This is a genomic window from Streptomyces sp. NBC_01116 (assembly GCF_041435495.1).
GTDB lineage: Bacteria > Actinomycetota > Actinomycetes > Streptomycetales > Streptomycetaceae > Streptomyces.
On the sequence record NZ_CP108644.1, the window covers coordinates 5,307,174 to 5,324,101 of the forward strand.

The 16,928-nt window shown below is 70.6% G+C and carries 13 protein-coding genes and 1 riboswitch; of the genes, 8 read left to right on the forward strand and 5 right to left on the reverse strand.

Features of this window, described 5'->3' with window-relative positions:
• Positions 1 to 116: 116 nt before the first annotated feature.
• Positions 117 to 626, forward strand: a complete 510-nt coding sequence (locus OG245_RS23475) for a DoxX family protein (RefSeq protein WP_371625424.1) — start codon at positions 117 to 119, stop codon at positions 624 to 626.
• Here the strand turns inward: OG245_RS23475 and OG245_RS23480 are convergent.
• The gene (locus OG245_RS23480; protein WP_371625425.1) at positions 533 to 796 is read right to left on the reverse strand and encodes a hypothetical protein; all 264 of its coding nucleotides are present in this window, start codon (positions 794 to 796) and stop codon (positions 533 to 535) included. The genes OG245_RS23475 and OG245_RS23480 overlap by 94 nt on opposite strands.
• Complete coding sequence (locus OG245_RS23485; protein ID WP_371625426.1) at positions 783 to 2,135, reverse strand: PspC domain-containing protein; 1,353 nt, start codon at positions 2,133 to 2,135, stop codon at positions 783 to 785. The genes OG245_RS23480 and OG245_RS23485 overlap by 14 nt, the downstream gene beginning before the upstream one ends.
• Positions 2,136 to 2,352: 217 nt before the next feature.
• On the opposite strand from OG245_RS23485, the gene OG245_RS23490 reads away from it, so the two are divergent.
• The 5 genes from OG245_RS23490 to OG245_RS23510 all read left to right on the forward strand — a co-directional run bounded on the left by OG245_RS23490 (position 2,353) and on the right by OG245_RS23510 (position 9,691).
• Complete coding sequence (locus OG245_RS23490) at positions 2,353 to 3,639, forward strand: PspC domain-containing protein (RefSeq protein ID WP_371625427.1); 1,287 nt, start codon at positions 2,353 to 2,355, stop codon at positions 3,637 to 3,639.
• Complete coding sequence (locus tag OG245_RS23495) at positions 3,636 to 4,331, forward strand: response regulator transcription factor (protein WP_007450924.1); 696 nt, start codon at positions 3,636 to 3,638, stop codon at positions 4,329 to 4,331. The genes OG245_RS23490 and OG245_RS23495 overlap by 4 nt, the downstream gene beginning before the upstream one ends.
• 65 nt (positions 4,332 to 4,396) lie before the next feature.
• A complete protein-coding gene (locus OG245_RS23500) occupies positions 4,397 to 5,650 on the forward strand; it encodes an ATP/GTP-binding protein (RefSeq protein ID WP_371625428.1) in 1,254 nt (417 codons plus the stop codon).
• Positions 5,650 to 6,366: an RloB family protein gene (locus OG245_RS23505; protein WP_371625429.1), complete on the forward strand. Its 717-nt coding sequence runs from the start codon at positions 5,650 to 5,652 to the stop codon at positions 6,364 to 6,366. Before OG245_RS23500 ends, OG245_RS23505 begins: the two co-directional genes overlap by 1 nt.
• Positions 6,367 to 6,457: 91 nt before the next feature.
• Complete coding sequence (locus tag OG245_RS23510; protein ID WP_371625430.1) at positions 6,458 to 9,691, forward strand: N-6 DNA methylase; 3,234 nt, start codon at positions 6,458 to 6,460, stop codon at positions 9,689 to 9,691.
• Between the two features lie 36 nt (positions 9,692 to 9,727).
• On the opposite strand, the gene OG245_RS23515 is transcribed toward OG245_RS23510, so the two are convergent.
• Together OG245_RS23515 and OG245_RS23520 are read right to left on the reverse strand one after the other, a co-directional pair.
• The gene (locus tag OG245_RS23515) at positions 9,728 to 10,498 is read right to left on the reverse strand and encodes a GNAT family N-acetyltransferase (RefSeq protein WP_371625431.1); all 771 of its coding nucleotides are present in this window, start codon (positions 10,496 to 10,498) and stop codon (positions 9,728 to 9,730) included.
• A 609-nt stretch (positions 10,499 to 11,107) separates the two neighbouring features.
• Entirely contained in the window at positions 11,108 to 12,187 is a 1,080-nt protein-coding gene (locus OG245_RS23520) for an NlpC/P60 family protein (protein WP_371625432.1), read from the reverse strand.
• A 256-nt stretch (positions 12,188 to 12,443) separates the two neighbouring features.
• Here OG245_RS23520 and OG245_RS23525 point away from each other — a divergent pair, with 256 nt between their 5' ends.
• Positions 12,444 to 12,797, forward strand: a complete 354-nt coding sequence (locus OG245_RS23525) for a hypothetical protein (RefSeq protein WP_371625433.1) — start codon at positions 12,444 to 12,446, stop codon at positions 12,795 to 12,797.
• A 45-nt stretch (positions 12,798 to 12,842) separates the two neighbouring features.
• Here the strand turns inward: OG245_RS23525 and OG245_RS23530 are convergent, their stop codons facing one another.
• Positions 12,843 to 14,045, reverse strand: coding sequence for an NlpC/P60 family protein (locus OG245_RS23530; protein ID WP_371625434.1), 1,203 nt, complete (start codon positions 14,043 to 14,045; stop codon positions 12,843 to 12,845).
• Positions 14,044 to 14,210, reverse strand: a riboswitch (cyclic di-AMP (ydaO/yuaA leader). Its footprint overlaps the gene before it by 2 nt.
• Positions 14,211 to 14,479: 269 nt before the next feature.
• Between OG245_RS23530 and pcrA the strand changes: the two genes are divergently transcribed.
• Positions 14,480 to 16,921, forward strand: a complete 2,442-nt coding sequence (gene pcrA, locus OG245_RS23535) for a DNA helicase PcrA (protein ID WP_371625435.1) — start codon at positions 14,480 to 14,482, stop codon at positions 16,919 to 16,921.
• Positions 16,922 to 16,928: the final 7 nt, after the last annotated feature.

A 16,928-nucleotide genomic window follows, 5' to 3' on the forward strand; every position in this document is an offset into this window, starting at 1 on the left:
GCACCGGACCCCCGGGCGGATTTCCGCCGCCGATCGCGTCCCAGCCCTGGTGAGCAGCGCGCCCAGGGCGTACGTATGGTCGAGGTGACGGGACTTCGGGAAGCAGGGCAGCGGTGATGAACGGTTACGGCGGCGGATCGTACGGTCTGGGCGAGCGCAGGACACTGAGGGAGCAGGCGGGCACGTACGCCCTGCTGCCGCTGCGGATCTTCCTCGGCGTCACCTTCGTCTACGCGGGCCTCGACAAGCTCACGGACAGCGTGTTCCTGTCCGCGACCGGCACCGGCTCCATCGGCGAGATGATGCGCGGGGTGCGCGACTCCTCCGCGATCCCCGCCCTCGTCGACCTGGCGCTGAAGAGCCCCGAGGGCTTCGGCTACGCCATCGCGATCGGCGAACTCCTCGTCGGCCTCGGCACCCTCGTCGGCCTCTGGGCCCGGCTCGCGGCGCTCGGCGGCGCGCTGATCTCCCTGAGCCTCTGGCTGACCGTGAGCTGGCAGGCCACCCCGTACTACTACGGCAACGACCTGCCCTACCTGATGGCGTGGCTGCCGCTGGTGCTCGCGGGCGCCACCGTGTTCTCCGCGGACGCCTTCCTCGCCTCGCGCCGCCGCCGCAGCATGTAGGCGGCCCACGTCACCGCCGCGGCGAGCCACAGCCCGCCGAGGTACAGCGGCAGGAAGAACGTCCACGGGACCTCCCAGGCCCCTGCGGCATCGGCCGCGTACCCGCCGGCCAGGCCCAGCATCACCAGGCCCGCCACCGCGCGGCCGGGCCGGAACTCATGACGCAGCACGGGTGACCTCCACCTGTCCGATGCCGACTTCCAGCATCAGTTCGATCGTTCCGGCGGGCTTCGTGCCCGCCGGCGGCGGCAGCGTACGCCGCTTCGCCTCGTCGCTGTTGATCCGGACCTGGACCCGCTGCCCCTCCTCCAGCCGGATCTCCCCGAGCCCCGCCTCGGCGCGCACCTTCACCGTCACGTTCTCCGGGACGACGACGGCCGCCCGCCCCGCCGCCACGTCGAGCCCCGTGCGCACGGTCTCGCCCTCGGCCACCTTCAGCCCGGACAGGTCCAGCCGGGCGTCGCCCGTACGCAGCGCGTAGTGCGGGGCGACGGCGGACACCGAGGCGGGCCGCCACTCCTGGCGCGCCCACGAGGTGTCGATGTCCTTCGGGAGCACCGCCGCACCCGCCAGCAGGCCCGCCGTGACCATCGCCATCAGGACCGTGCCGAAACCGGTCCGCCCCAGCGACGAGGCGATCAGCAGGCCGAGCCCGAACACGGCGAGAGCGGCGACCAGGCCGATCTGGAGGGCGGTGCCCAGCGGCTGCTGCTCCCAGCTCAGGCCGGTGCCCAGACCGCCCGCCACCAGCGCCGCCACGAAGACCGGACCGCCGATGGAACGCGGCCCGCGCTCCACGGGCGACGGCTGCGGCCTCAGGAACGGGGCGTCCGCAGTGGGCCGCCCGGCCTTCGCCCCGGCGTGCACCGTGCCGGCGTCGGTGTCCGGCGGACCCCACAGATAGCCGGACCCGGCCGGCCCGGTGGTCCCGTCCTTGACGATCGGGTCCCGCCACCACGACGGCCCGCCCGGCGTCGGCGGCGCCTTCACCTCCGGCGGCGGCGTGCCGAGCCCGCCGGTGTGCACGGGGCCGGGCGGGGCCGCCGACGTGCCGGGCGGCGCCGCCGGGTCCTCCGGGGCCCCCGCCGCCCGCCGGGACTGCGTCCACACGGAGAACCCGACGACGGCCAGCGTCAGCAGCGCGGCGAACGCCAGCATGCCCCGGTTGTGCAGCATCGACAGGAACAGCCCGCAGCCGATCAGCGCCAGCAGCAGCGCCACCAGGGACGCTCCGTCGACCCGTCCCGACAGCAGTTTGCGCGCCTCGTTCTCGTCGTCGCCGTCGGCGGGCAGCAGCAGCCAGGCGAAGCCGTAGAAGATCAGACCGATGCCTCCGGTCGCCGACAGCACACCGAGCACGATCCGGAAGATCACCGGATCCACGTCGCAGTACCGGCCGAGTCCGCCGCACACCCCGGCGACCACCTTCTGTCGCGGGGTGCGCCGCAGCGTCGGCTTCGGCGCTTCGGGGGGCGCGACGCCGGGAGTGGCGTCCGAGGGAGCGGTCATGCCTCCATGGTGACGGTCCGGACCGCCCGCCGGGACCCGCGCCGACCCTGGACGGTCCCTGATATTGCCCGCGTACGCCCCTGAAGGGCCGGGGCGCGCACGCCGGGCGGAGCAGGGGAGGGGAGCTGCCGTCAGGCGTGCGCTGGGGAGAGCATCAGGGTCACTTCGGGGGCCTACCCTGATGCCGCCCCGCGTCCGCGCGTGTGACGATCGGGGTATGCCAGCCGCCACCGCCCGAGCCGCCAGCTCCCTCGCCGCCGACCCGGAGGAGCCCGCGCCGCGCAAGCTCTACCGCAGCGCCGACGGCCGGCTGCTCGGCGGCGTCGCGCGCGGCCTCGCCGGACACCTCGGGCTGCCCGTCGCCTGGGTGCGGTTCCTCTTCCTCGGGCTGTTCTTCACCGACGGCCTCGGCGCGGTGCTCTACGCGGTGTTCTGGATCGTCGTGCCGCTCGGCGTCGGCGGCGTCGACGCCCCGCGCTCGGTGTTCGAGACGTCGGCGGACGGCCGCCGCAAGCTCCGCAAGCCGGACAAGGGCCAGGTCTTCGCGCTGGTCGCCCTGACCGTCGGAGCCGTCGTGTTCGTGGCCAACGTCGACATGGGCAGCGGGGCCGACCGCTACATCTGGCCCACCCTCCTGATCGGCGCGGGCTCCGTCCTGGTCTGGCGGCAGGCGGACAACGCCCGCCGCGCCCGCTGGATGGAGACCGGCCGCAACCGCAAGCTGCTGCACCTGGCCCGCGGCCTCGCCGGAGTCGCCCTCGTCGGCCTCGGCCTCGCCGTGTTCATGGTGGTGCGCGGCTCGGCCGCCCAGCTCGGCAACGTGCTCACCGCCGCCATCGCCGTGCTCACCGGCATCGCCCTGCTCGCCGGCCCCTACCTGGTGCGGATGACCCAGGACCTCTCCGAGGAGCGCCTGATGCGCATCCGCGCCCAGGAGCGGGCCGAGGTCGCCGCCCACGTCCACGACTCCGTGCTGCACACCCTCACCCTGATCCAGCGCAACGCCGACGACGGCGGCGAGGTCAGACGCCTCGCCCGCGCCCAGGAGCGCGAGCTGCGCAACTGGCTCTACAACCCCGAGGGCACCGGCAAGGACGAGGACGACGAGCCGGAGACCCTGGCCGAGGCGGTCAAGCGGGCCGCCGCCGAGGTCGAGGACAAGCACGGCGTCCCGCTGGAGGTCGTCGTGGTCGGGGACTGCCCGCTCGACGACAAGCTGACCGCGCAGATGCAGGCCGCGCGCGAGGCGATGGTCAACGCCGCCAAGTACGGTGGCGAGGGCGGCGCCGTCCAGGTCTTCGCGGAGGTCGAGGGCCGCACGGTCTTCGTGTCCGTACGGGACCGGGGTCCGGGCTTCGACCTCGACGAGGTTCCCGGGGACAGGATGGGCGTACGAGAATCAATCATCGGCCGGATGCAGCGCAACGGCGGCAGCGCCCGGCTGCGTTCGGTGCCCGGCGGGGGCACCGAGGTCGAGCTGGAGATGGAGAGGGCGAGCGAATGACCGAGAACACCGAAGCCACCGGGGGCCCGGAGCGACGGGTACGGGTCGTGCTCGTCGACGACCACCGGATGTTCCGCACCGGGGTGCAGGCCGAGATCGGCCGCACCGAGGAGACCGGCGTCGAGGTGGTCGGCGAGGCCGCCGACGTCGACCAGGCGGTCACCGTCATCACGGCGACCCGCCCCGAGGTCGTCCTCCTGGACGTCCACCTCCCGGGCGGCGGCGGCGTCGAGGTGCTCCGCCGCTGCGCCCCCATGATGGGCACGGCCGAGAACCCGGTCCGCTTCCTCGCGCTGTCCGTGTCGGACGCCGCTGAGGACGTCATCGGCGTCATCCGGGGCGGCGCGCGCGGCTACGTCACCAAGACGATCACCGGCACCGACCTGGTGAACTCGGTCTTCCGGGTCCAGGAGGGCGACGCGGTCTTCTCGCCGCGGCTGGCCGGCTTCGTCCTGGACGCCTTCGCCTCCACGGACGCCCCGCCGGTCGACGAGGACCTGGACCGCCTCACCCAGCGCGAGCGCGAGGTGCTGCGGCTGATCGCGCGCGGCTACGCGTACAAGGAGATCGCCAAGCAGCTGTTCATCTCGGTGAAGACGGTCGAGTCGCACGTCTCGGCGGTCCTCAGGAAGCTCCAGCTCTCCAACCGGCACGAGCTGACCCGGTGGGCGACGGCCCGACGGCTGGTCTGAGCCGGGCTGGGGCAGGCGGACGCACCGGCACACCGTTATTCTGTGCGCCACGAGAGGAGGGCCGCATGCTGCTGGGTTTCCGCACGGCGAACGTCCGGTCGCTACGTGATGAGCAGGAGCTTTCGTTCGTCGTACCGCCGGGCGAGGAATCCGACGTCGCGAGGACGGTCGCGCTCTCCGACGGGAAACAGCTTCAGGTCTATCCGCTGCTCGGCATCTTCGGCGCGAACGCGTCCGGCAAGTCCAACGTCATCTTCGCCCTGAAGAAGATGCGTGAGGCTGTTCTCAACTCGTACGGCGGTTGGGCTTCGTACCAGGGGATTCCCCGCGATGTGTTCGCCCTTGACCCGAAGGCGGTCGAAGACAGCTCTTTCTACGAAGCCGACTTCGTGTTGGAGGACGGTGTCCGCTGGACCTATGGCTTCGAGCTCGGCGCACAACGTGTGGAATCCGAATGGCTGCATGCCTACCCCAAGGGCCGAAGGCAGGTGTGGTTCGACCGCGATGCGACCCGGGAGAAGATCTTCGACTTTCCCGGTGATCGCGTCCACGACCGTGCTCTGCTCGCCCGGATGACCCGTGCGGATGCCTTGCTGCTCTCCCGCGCGGCCAACGACAACCACCAGCAACTCACCCGTATCTTCGACTGGTTCAAGCGAAACCTGTGGGACATCACCCCGGAGACCGAGATCGCGCAGCGCGAGGCCTTCACCGCCCGCCAGCTGCTGGACGAGCGGTCGCGGGAGCGCATCGAGGAGCTGTTGCGCGTAGCGGACCTGGGCATCAGCGGAGCCGAGGTGGAGCAGCGGCCCGGCCAGGACCTGTCGTTCAGGCTGTTGCACGGGGGCGGAAGCGAAGGGCCCGTGGCGTTCGACTGGAAGCACGAGTCGTTCGGGACACGCTCCTGGTTCGCGCTGATCGGACCGCTTCTGCTTGCTCTGGACGAAGGTGCGGTGCTGCTGGTCGACGAACTGGACGCCAGCCTGCATCCACGCTTCGCGGCGGAGGTCGTGCGGCTCTTCCAGGCTCCCTGGGCCAACACCAGGGGCGCCCAGCTCGTCTTCACCTCGCACGACCCCTCGCTGCTGAGTTCGCCCCGGGGCGGTCGTCAACTGGAACCGGGCCAGATCTGGCTCACCCAGAAGGACCGGGACGGGGCCACTCAGATCTACCCGCTGAGTGACGTGGAACCGGGGGAGGACGAGGACCTCACGGATTCCTATCTGGCGGGAGCCTTCGGGGGGGTACCCAAGGTGACGGCGGGGCAGATCGGGCGCACCGTGCTGGCAGTGCGGGCAGGGGAGGCTGAGGGTTCCTGATGGCGAGGGACAGGGGGCGGGACACTCCGGGGCGCAAGAGGAAAGAGCCACCGGAGCTGCGCCCGCGCGAGGTGTACGTCCTGATGGAAGGCGAAGTCACGGAACGTGATTTCGTCGAGTACGTACGGCTCCACGGCACACGGAGGGAGCCGGGCCGGAGAGTGGAAATCCTCTACAAGAACTTGAACGCGCCGTCCAAGCGCCGGAAGCCGCTACCACTGGTGGAGGAGGCCATTCCCTTCGTTGCGTCGGCGGAGCGAGCGGCCCGAAAGGCTGGGATCGAGGAGGATGCCTGGAACTGGCCGCAGGTGTGGTGCCTCTTCGATCGTGACCAGCACGAGGACATTCCCTCCGCTTTCGCCAGGGCCAAGAAGGCAGGCGTGCGGATCGCCTATTCGCACCCCTGCTTCGAGCTGTGGCGCCTTTTTCACTACCAGAACTACACGAGTACCTTCGGGGGCGTCTGCGACAGCGCGGCCGACCGCCTCAAGCAGCAGCCGGGCTTCGTGCAGACGTACGGTCCGAACATGCTGCGCGTCTCCCCGGAGGCAGCGAAGCACGTGATGCCGGAGCAGCTCCGGGGCAGATACGAAAAGGCACGGAAGTTCGCGGAACAGAATGCGAGGAACGCCCGGCGGCCGGACCAGACCCAGTGGGACCCCTATACGGACGTATGGCGTTTCGTGGAGGAGGGGCTCGGTGTCCGCGACTACTGAGGGGGAGCACACCCATGCCCCTGCTCGTTTCCACGTCGTAGGCTTCCCGATGACCGCGATGTCACTGTAGGACGCAGAGGGAGTGCCGTACGTGGCCAGGCTCACGCTCGCCCAGTTGGAACGACATCTCGTCGGTGCCATGGACATTCTGCGCGGGAGTATGGACGCGGCCGAATGCCGTGACCTCGTTTCCGCCCTGCTTCTCCTCAAGCGGTTCAACGACGCGTTCGAAGCCACGCGTGACGCGATCATCGCAGAGGCGCTGGCGACGGGGCGCTCGCACGAGGAGGCGCTGGAGAGCGCCGAGGCCCACGAGAGCTATCGGACCCGTGGCGTCTTCTACGTACCTGAAGAGGCTCGCTGGGAGCGACTGGCCGGGGCGGCGGCGGACGGCGTGGTCGGCAGATATGTGTATGCGGCGCTCGACAGTCTGGAGATCCGCCAGGGCAACGAGGAGCTGCGAGGCCTCTTCGACCACGTCGACTTCAGCAGAGGTCATGCGGCCCGGGGCTCCACGGCGGGGCACGTCGTGGACCAGCGGGTGGCCGCGCTGGTGAAGAGCCTGGGAACCCTCCGGCTGACCGATGAGGACCTCGGGTTCCCCGGCACGATCGGCGCCGCGTACGAATACCTGATCAAGGAGTCCGCGGACGCGGCGGGCAGTAGGGGCGGCGAGTTCTACACCCCGCGAGCAGTCAGCCGGATGATGGTCGAGCTGGCCCGCCCGACGGCAGGGATGCGCGTCTACGACCCGTGCGTGGGATCCGGTGGCATGCTGATCCATGCCAAGGAGTATGTCGACGATCACAGCGGAGACTCCAGCGACCTGCTGCTCGCCGGCCAGGACGTCAACGGCGGCTCCTGGGCCATGGCGACCATGAACATGCTGTTCCACGGTGTCGAGCGCTTCTCGCTGGAGGTGGGTGACACCCTCACCGACCCACGGCACCGGGGCGGTGATTTCGATCTGGTGCTGAGCAACCCCTCGTTCTCCATGGACTACAGCCGGGCCGAGGTGCCGGACCTGAAGGAGCGCATGCCGTACGGGGAGGCGCCCGAGAAGGGCAAGTCCGACCTGATGTTCCTTCAGCACATGCTGCACATGGTCCGGGGGCGTGGCGGATCCGTGTTCACCGTCCTGCCTCATGGCGTTCTCTTCCGAGGCGGTGAGGAACAGCGGGTGCGCTCCGGGCTGCTGGACGCCCGGATGGTCGAGGCGGTGATCGGGCTTCCGCCCAACCTGTTCCACGGCACCGGCATACCTGCCTGTGTAATGGTGCTGCGGGAGCCGGAGGCACGGTCGGAGGAGATGCGCGACACCGTGCTTTTCATCGACGGCTCGCGTGACTTCCGGGCTACCCGGGCGCGAAACGTCCTTCTGCCCGAACACGTGGAGCGGATTGTCTCGGCCTTCCACGCGCGGACGGACGTCGAGGGCTTCGCGCGACTCGTGGGCCGCGACGAGATCGCGGGGGCCCGCGACAGCCTGGCCGTCCAGCGCTACGTGGACGGCCCGCCGCCGGAGCCGCAGGACCTCCGGGCGCACCTGGTCGGCGGGGTGCCCGTGGCTGAGATCCGGTCGAAGGAGTCGCTGCTGGACGCCTACGGTGTCACCACGCCGTGGCTGTTCGCCGGGCGCCCCGACGATGACGCGTACGTCGACCACCCCACCGGCCGAGAAGAGTCTCAGGCCGAAAGGCTGACACGGCTCACGGTGGAGCGGGAGACGGATTTCCGGAGGACGTTCGAGGAATGGTGGCCCGGTCGCGCCGCGGACGTCGACGCGTTGGCACGGCAGCGGGGAGAACGGGCTCGCTCCGGTCCGTTTCCGGGGGACCTCCGGGCCGGCTTGTTCGCCTCCGCGCGACACGGTCTCGTCCCGGTGGGGCCTCTCGACCGGGACGCGGTCGGGAGTGCCCTGGCCGATTGGTGGCAGGCCACCGGGACCGACCTGAAGATCCTTGCCCACCATGGCTTCGGAGGTCTCGTGGACCACTGGGTCGGCGATGTCCTCATGGAGGGACGAGGGCAGGCAGGGCTTTCCGCCGCGGAGCGCCGGCAGGTGTACCAGCACGAGGTGGTCTCAGCCATCCTGCCCACTTTCGTGGACGAACTGGCCGCTGCGGAGCAGGCCTTGGCGGATCTGAAGGAGCTGAGGCCCACTGCTGACCTCAGACGTGACCAGACGAGAGCCAAGCGCGCTGTCCGCGTTGTGGAGAACAGCTTCTGGGGGTCCGCACCGGGCAGGAGGTCCGGCGACGGGACGCCCGCGTCGATGCCGCGGCTGGCGCGGGCGCGGGCAGCTCTGGACGCCCAGGGCGATCGTGCCGTCGTGCTGGGGATCCTGGGTCGCAGGCTTGCGGACCGACTGGACGCGCAGCTTCTCCGGAGGCGGCGGGAGCTGTTGGGATCCTACGAGAACTGGGAAAGCAAGTACCGGCTCTCGTTTCGCGAGATCGAACGCCAACTCTCCGGGAAACCAGAGGCGTTCATCGAGAACAACCCCTGGTCGCAGGAGTCTCCTTGGAGTTTCGACAGCATCGTGCCGGTGCCGGGCGGCACCCGCCACAAGGTGGCCCGCCGTCTCCACGAGATCATCGACACGGAGAAGGCAGTCGAAGCCGCGACGGCGAAGCTGGACATCGACCTGCACATGCTGCTGATTCCGCTCTTCGCCCCCCGCGCGGAAAGCGGGGAAACCTCGGCGAGCTGCCCCCTTCGCGATGTCGTGAGCGTGGCATGGCAGGGCAACTACACGCGCCCTGCCGCCGAAGGAGAGGGTGACGGGCTTCCGGCGGTACGGGGCAGCGCACTGGTTGACGACGGCATCGCACTCTCAAGGATGTCCCGCACCAGCTCGGTCGTCTCCTCCGATCATCTTCTGCGCGATGGTGACGTGCTCTTCACTCTCGGCCTCGCCCAGCCGCACGAGCCCCACCGGGCGGCCGTCTGGCGGAAGGTCCTGCCCGAAGCGACGGTCTCCCAGGGTGTCCTGTGCCTCACACCGGATCATGACCGGCTGGACAGTGACTATCTGGTGGCCTGGCTCCGTCACCCGATGGCACAGGTCCGGCTGCGGTCCGAGGCGATCGCCGAGTCGGACGCCTCGTTCGTGACCGGTCGGGGACAGCTGTCCGTCAGCAGGATGCTCGACGTCGAGATCGAGTTGCCGCCGGTTTCGAAGCAGCGACAGCTCGCCGAATCCTGCGCGGTGTTGCTTGGCCAGCGTGCGCGACGCCGTAAGCAGCTGGCCAAGCTCCGGCTCATCAAAGAGACGATGATGAACGATCTCGTTGCGGATCAGATCTCCGTGAGTTACCTCTAGCCATTCACCGCCGGCCGTCTGGGGCGGAGCCATGCCTCAGACGGCGGTCGGCTCCAGCGAGATGTTGACCTTCTCGCCGATCCGGCGGTAGCCGATGCCCGCGTAGACGCGTTCGACGTCGGCGTCGCCCGGCTCCAGCCAGACCGCCCGGCAGCCCTGGCCGAAGGCCCGTTCCGTCAGCCAGGCGGAGAGCGCGGCGCCCACGCCCCGGCGGCGGCAGCGGGCGGCGACGGCGAGCCCGGCCAGCTCGCTCAGGCCGTCGATCGCGGGCGAGCAGCCGCCCGCCCCGGCCGGCGTGCCGTCGAGGACGGCCAGTGCGGCGACCCCGTCGCCGGAGGCCGCCGCCCGCAGCCAGTCGGTCATTCCCGGCTCGGGGTCGCCCTCGCCGCCGAAGCCGCGGTGCTGGACGCGGGCGGCCTCGGTGAACTCCGCCTCGGTGACCGGTGTGCCGATGCGCAGCCCGTCCACCGGCTTCGGCGGCCGAAGGTCCTCGCGGCCGCAGGCGAGCAGCGGGGCGCGGTTCTCCACGGTGAAACCGTAGGCCAGCAGGGCCGGTTCGACGGCCGGTGCCCAGGCGGGCAGGAACTCCAGGCGAGGAAGCCGTCCGTGCTTCCCGAAGGCGTCGACCAAGGCGGCCACGTCGTCCGCCGTGGGTTCCGCGCCCCGGTTGGGGATGGCGTAGTTGGCGTACTTCAGCTCCCAGCCCGGGTTGTGCCGGACGGTGAACGGGCCCACCCGGTAGTGATCCGGGGAGCCCAGCGCGAGTGCCCGGGCGTAGTCCTGGACGGCGTTCGCCATCGACGTCATACGGGAGTTCCTCCGGCGGGGGTCGGGACCGGCCGCAGGTTCCGGTTCTCGGTTGTCGGCCGGTGTCCGTACTACCTGGGGATCCCGCGTGTTGTCCAGGCTTCCTGTCGGGTCCTGGTCCGGGTGAACCGCCAACGGTGAGTTGAGTGCGCTTTCGGCCAAGAGGTGCGGAGGCGAGCTCCTCCGAACAACTGTCCTGCTTCGGGTCCGGTACCACGACCCCGCGGCTGCCGTCGGTGCTGGCCATGTCATGCGCGGCGGCCTGTGTGGCGGTCATCGCCCGTCGGTTGGCCGGGCAGTCGGCCTGACGGCGGGGCTGGCGTTCGGCCTGCTTCCGGCTGTGGCCGTGGCCTTGGCCTTGGCCGACGGCGCCGATGGGCGGCATACGGTGGCACGGTGCTGCTGTGCGCGCTGCTGAACCGGCTCTCCCTGCTGATTCTTGTCGGCGGTGCGGGACGAGGCGAAGCTGTCGGCGCTGCGGGCGTCCTGCACGGTGGTGGCGGATCGGCAGGTTCTCGGACGACGAGTGACGGTGTACGAGCGGCGCTCGTAACGTGTCACATGGGCGTACCGGGCATCTCTGTTCGGAACCGGCACCCGCCCGGCGGACTATGCCACCCGGGTCGCTCCGGCGAAAGGCATCTGATCGACGGGCGCGATGCGGACCGGTGCTCCGGGGCGCGGGGCGTGGATCATCTGGCCGCCGCCGATGTAGAGGCCGACATGGCTGATCCCGGAGTAGAAGAACACCAGGTCGCCGGGGGCCAGTTCGGAGCGGGGGACCCGGGCCCCGGCGTTGATCTGGGTGTAGGTGGTGCGCGGCAGGCTCACGCCCGCCGCCTTCCAGGCCGCCTGGGTCAGGCCCGAGCAGTCGAAGGCGTTCGGGCCCGTCGCGCCCCAGACGTACGGCTTCCCGATCGCGCCGTGCGCGAAGGCGATGGCCCGGGCGGCGCGGGAGCCGGCGGTTGGGGCCTGAGCGCCGCGAACGGCCGAGCGGTCGGCGTGGGCCGGGCCGCCGCCGTGCCGGGCGTCGGCGCCGCGTTCGTACGCGGCGCGCTCGTCGGCGGTCAGGGTGTCCAGCAGCCTGCGGGCGTCGGCCAGCTTGGCGCGGATCGCGGTGCGGTGTTCGCGCAGCTCGGCGCGGCGGGCCGCGAGGCGTTCGGTCTCCCGGTCGGCGCGGGCCTTGACGCGGGTGATCTGGGAGACCTGCCGCCGGATGCCGTGCAGCAGGCCGCTCTGCCGGTCGCCCGCCCGGTCGAGGTAGGAGGCGCGTTGCAGAAAGGCGTCGGGGTCGGAGGAGAGCGCCAGTTGCAGGGCCGGGTCCAGGGTGCCGCTGCGGTACTGCGCGGTGGCCAGTGAACCGAGGGCGTGCCGGGCGGTGTTGAGGCGGGCGGTGCGGCGGGCGGCCTCGTCGGTCAGGGCGTCGACGGTGCGGGTGGCGGTGGCCGCCTTCTCCTTCGCCCCGTTGTACTTCTCGGTGGCGACCTCGGCGTCGTGGTACAGCCGGTCGGCCTTCGCCCTGACCTGCGTGGCGGTGGGGGCCGGTTCGGCGGGGGCCGCGCCCGCTCCGGTGACCGAGCCGGCGGTGGCCGCCCCGGCGAGCGCCAGGGTGGCGGCGGTGCGGGCAGCAGAGCCGGTGAGCGGGCGCTGCTTGGGTTTTCGGTGGGCTGACCTGCGGTGCGCTGCCACGGGGGCGGCATCCTTCCTGCCGGCTGCCCGCCGGGGGATACCGGCGGGTCCGTGAAGGACGCTAATCCTGGTGGCGGGAAAAGAGTCGCCATGACTGCTATTGCCCCGATGTGACCTTTCCGTGGCCTTGGTTGATCACTGATACCTCCGTGCATCGGGGCAATGCGTGACAATGCGGTCAATTCCGGAGGAGGTGCGCAAGGAAGGCTTGCCTCACTGAAAGGTAAAACCTTGGCCATGGTTAGGCTCCGGAGCCATGGACGTACTCATCAATGTCTTCGTCGCCCTGCACATCATCGGCATCGCCTCCCTGCTGGGCGGCTTCCTGACGCAGATGAAGGCCATGGGAGCGGGCACCGCCCGCTTCACCCCCGCCATGCTGCACGGCGCGCTGACCATGCTCGTCACCGGCGTCGCCCTGGTCGGACTCAACCAGGCCGACGACCAGGCCGTGAACAACGTCAAGATCGGCATCAAGCTCGCGCTGCTGGTCGTGATCCTCGCCCTCGTCTACGTCAAGCGGGACGACGAGACGGTGGACAAGGGCGCGTTCGCCGCCGTCGGCGGACTGACGGCCGCCAACATCTTCATCGCCACTGTCTGGACCTGAGACGTTCCGGGGGCGGCCGCCGGGAAGCCGCCCCCCGGACGCGCACTACGCCGGGCGCACGCTTCCGTAGATCGGCATGGAGTAGATCGACTCCTCGCGCACGTTCGCACCCGGCTTCGGTGCGTGGATCATCATCCCGTCGCCCTTGTAGACGCCCACATGGCTGATGTCGTCGTAGAAGAAGACCAGGTCGCCCGGCTTCAGGTCGGACGTGGCGACCCGGGTCCCGACCTCCACCTGGTCCCAGGTCGTCCGGGGCAGGGTCACGCCCGCCTCCCGCCACGCCGCCTGCGTCAGCCCCGAGCAGTCGTAACTGGAGGGGCCCGACGCGCCCCACACGTACGGCTTCCCGATCTGCGCGCGGGCGAAGGCCAGCACCTTCTCCGCCTTGGCGGCATAGCCGCTGCCCGTACCGGAACCGGTGCCGGAGCCGGGGTCCGTGCCCGTACCGGAACCGGAACCCGTGCCCGAGCCGCCGCCGGGCTCCTTCGCGGCCTCCTCGCGGGCCTTCTCCTCGGCCTCGGCCCTCTCCTTCGCCTCGGCGGCCTGCCGGGCGGCCAGCCTGGCCGCCTTCTCCTTCGCCTCGGCCTCCTGCCGGCGCTCCAGCTCCGCCAGCCGCGCCTTCTCCTCGGCGGTCAGCCTCGACAGCAGGCCCCGGGCCTCGGTGAGCTTGGTCTGCACGTCCTTCTTGCTGGAGGCGAGCGTGGCCTGCGTCTCGGTGAGGGTCTCCAGGCTCTTCACCGCCTCCGCGCGCTTCTTCGCCGCCGAGGCCTGCTGCGTACGGAAATCGGAGACGGCCTTCTGCTGCCGCTCCGTCGCCCGGTCCATCAGCCGGCTCTGGTCGAAGTACCCCTGCGGGTCGTCCGCCAGGAAGAACGTCGCCGTGGGCGCGATGCCGCCGCTGCGGTACTGGGCCGCCGCGTAGGAGCCCAGCGCCCTGCGTGCCTCGTTGATCTTCTCGGTCCGCTTCGCCACGTCGGAGAGCAGCGTGTCGACCTTCGTCCGCTGGGACGCGGAGGCGGCCTTGGCCCGGTTGTACTCCTGGGTCGCGGTGCCCGCCTGCCGGTACAGGGCGTCGACCTTCTGCTGGACTTCCTCGATGGCGGGCTTCGGCTCCGCGGGCGCGGCCGTGGCGCTCTGCGTGGAGAGCAGCGTCACGGAGGCCAGCGCGGCCGTCGTCAGACCGACGGCGGGGGTGGTGGTGCGCACCTTCGTGCGCGGCTTGCGATGCGATGCCAAGACCGGCATCTCCTTCCGTGGACCGCCTACCGGGTTAGCTGTCGGGTTCGGACGGAACGGAAGGCTGTCCTACGGTCCGGATGCGAGGGCACGGACCGATTCACCCCGGTGCTGCGTGTGGGTCCCCGGTTCCGGACTGCCCGGGTGGCAGGACGGATTCGGCGGAGGCGCCCGTCGGGCGTGGTTCGCCCCAGGGAGGTACGGGTCACCTGACCGAGCACGCTAGCCAACCGGCCCCGCCGCTGGGAAGGACGATGAGCGATATGCCCGATACATTTTCGTGACCTTTCCGGATCGGGGCTCCGGCACCCCCTCCGACCGGGCGATCCTTCACGGAACGTCGACGTCCGGTCCCCGTGCGTACGGGTGACGGTGGGGTGCGGGCGGCCCCTTCCCGCCTTCGGCGGAGAGTTGTCAGTCCGGCCGCCTAGACTCGGGAGGCGATGAGCAGCCTCTTTGACGACAGTTTCCTGACCGGCCTCCAGCCCGCGGAGGACGGCCCCCCGCCGCCTCCCGAGGACCACGCGCCCGAAGCGGTGCCGGAGGACCTCTTCGAGGGCGTCTACGACGCGCCCCCGCCGCCCCGGGACGGGTATTACCGGGACGGCCACCCGCGCCCGGCGATCGACTCCGCCGCGCTGCTCGACGGGCTGAACACCGAGCAGCGCGCCGCCGTCGTGCACGCCGGTTCCCCGCTGCTCATCGTCGCCGGGGCAGGCTCCGGCAAGACCCGGGTCCTCACCCACCGCATCGCCCATCTGCTGGCCGAGCGCGGGACGCACCCCGGGCAGATCCTCGCGATCACCTTCACCAACAAGGCCGCGGGCGAGATGAAGGAGCGCGTCGAGCAGCTCGTCGGCCCCCGCGCCAACGCCATGTGGGTCATGACCTTCCACAGTGCGTGCGTCCGCATCCTGCGCCGCGAGTCGAAGAAGCTCGGCTTCACCTCGTCGTTCTCGATCTACGACGCCGCCGACTCCAAGCGCCTGATGGCCCTGGTCTGCCGCGACCTCGACCTGGACCCGAAGCAGTTCCCGCCGAAGTCCTTCACCGCCAAGGTCTCCAACCTCAAGAACGAGCTCATCGACGAGGAGACCTTCGCCGGGCAGGCGACGGACGGTTTCGAGAAGACCCTGGCCCAGGCGTACGCGCTCTACCAGGCCCGCCTGCGCGAGGCCAACGCCCTGGACTTCGACGACATCATCATGACGACGGTCCACCTGCTCCAGGCCTTCCCGGACGTCGCCGAGCACTACCGCCGCCGCTTCCGGCACGTCCTCGTCGACGAGTACCAGGACACCAACCACGCCCAGTACACGCTGGTACGGGAGCTGGTCGGCCCGGCCGGGGAGGCCGACGCCCCCGCCGAGCTGTGCGTGGTGGGCGACGCGGACCAGTCGATCTACGCCTTCCGGGGCGCGACCATCCGCAACATCCTCCAGTTCGAGGAGGACTACCCGAGCGCGACGACGATCCTGCTGGAGCAGAACTACCGCTCCACGCAGACGATCCTCTCCGCCGCCAACGCCGTCATCGAGCGCAACGAGAGCCGCCGCCCCAAGAACCTCTGGACCAACGCCGGCAGCGGCGCCCGCATCACCGGCTACGTCGCCGACACCGAGCACGACGAGGCGCAGTTCGTCGCCGACGAGATCGACCGGCTCACCGACGCGGGCGACGCCAGGGCGGGCGACGTCGCCGTCTTCTACCGGACCAACGCCCAGTCCCGCGTCTTCGAAGAGATCTTCATCCGCGTCGGCCTGCCCTACAAGGTCGTCGGCGGTGTGCGCTTCTACGAGCGCAAGGAGGTCCGGGACGTCCTGGCCTACCTCCGGGTCCTCGCCAACCCCGAGGACACCGTTCCGCTGCGCCGCATCCTCAACGTCCCCAAGCGCGGCATCGGCGACCGTGCCGAAGCGATGATCGACGCCCTGTCGATGCGCGAGAAGATCTCCTTCCCGCAGGCGCTGCGCCGCGTCGACGAGGCGTACGGCATGGCCGCCCGCTCGTCCAACGCCGTCAAGCGCTTCAACACGCTGATGGAGGAGCTGCGCACGATCGTCGAGTCCGGCGCCGGGCCCGCCGTCGTGCTGGAGGCGGTCCTGGAGCGCACGGGCTATCTCGCCGAGCTCCAGGCCTCCACCGACCCGCAGGACGAGACCCGCATCGAGAACCTCCAGGAACTCGCCGCCGTCGCCCTCGAATTCGAGCAGGAGCGCGGCGACGAGGAAGGCGCGGGCACGCTCGCGGAGTTCCTGGAGAAGGTCGCGCTCGTCGCCGACTCCGACCAGATCCCCGACGAGGACGAGGACGGCTCCGGCGTCATCACGCTGATGACCCTGCACACGGCGAAGGGCCTGGAGTTCCCGGTCGTCTTCCTCACGGGCATGGAGGACGGCGTCTTCCCGCACATGCGGGCCCTCGGCCAGACCAAGGAGCTGGAGGAGGAGCGCCGCCTCGCGTACGTCGGCATCACCCGCGCCCGCGAACGGCTCTATCTGACCCGGGCCGCGATGCGCAGCGCCTGGGGCCAGCCCTCGTACAACCCGCCCTCGCGGTTCCTGGAGGAGATCCCGGAAGCGCACCTGGACTGGCGGCGCAAGGGCCCGATGGCCGCCCCCGCCGGGCCCACCTCCGGCATCACGTCCTCGCTGTCCTCGTCCCGTTCCCGCTCCGGCCCTTCGGGGTTCGCGACCCGGCGAGGCGGCGCGGAGAAGCCGACGGTCACCCTGGTGGCCGGGGACCGGGTCACGCACGACCAGTTCGGGCTCGGCACGGTGACGGCCGTCGAGGGCTTCGGCGACCAGGCCAAGGCGACGGTCGACTTCGGCGACGAACGCCCGAAGAAGCTGCTGCTGCGGTACGCGCCGGTCGAGAAGCTGTAGTCGGTCG

Bases quoted from the DNA above. Each gene is read 5' to 3' on its own strand.
- OG245_RS23505 (WP_371625429.1), top strand. From the start codon at position 5,650: ATGGCGAGGGACAGGGGGCGGGACACTCCGGGGCGCAAGAGGAAAGAG.
- OG245_RS23490 (WP_371625427.1), top strand. From the start codon at position 2,353: ATGCCAGCCGCCACCGCCCGAGCCGCCAGCTCCCTCGCCGCCGACCCG.
- OG245_RS23530 (WP_371625434.1), bottom strand. From the start codon at position 14,045: ATGCCGGTCTTGGCATCGCATCGCAAGCCGCGCACGAAGGTGCGCACC.
- pcrA (WP_371625435.1), top strand. From the start codon at position 14,480: ATGAGCAGCCTCTTTGACGACAGTTTCCTGACCGGCCTCCAGCCCGCG.
- OG245_RS23500 (WP_371625428.1), top strand. From the start codon at position 4,397: ATGCTGCTGGGTTTCCGCACGGCGAACGTCCGGTCGCTACGTGATGAG.
- OG245_RS23485 (WP_371625426.1), bottom strand. From the start codon at position 2,135: ATGACCGCTCCCTCGGACGCCACTCCCGGCGTCGCGCCCCCCGAAGCG.
- OG245_RS23475 (WP_371625424.1), top strand. From the start codon at position 117: ATGAACGGTTACGGCGGCGGATCGTACGGTCTGGGCGAGCGCAGGACA.
- OG245_RS23515 (WP_371625431.1), bottom strand. From the start codon at position 10,498: ATGACGTCGATGGCGAACGCCGTCCAGGACTACGCCCGGGCACTCGCG.
- OG245_RS23495 (WP_007450924.1), top strand. From the start codon at position 3,636: ATGACCGAGAACACCGAAGCCACCGGGGGCCCGGAGCGACGGGTACGG.
- OG245_RS23525 (WP_371625433.1), top strand. From the start codon at position 12,444: ATGGACGTACTCATCAATGTCTTCGTCGCCCTGCACATCATCGGCATC.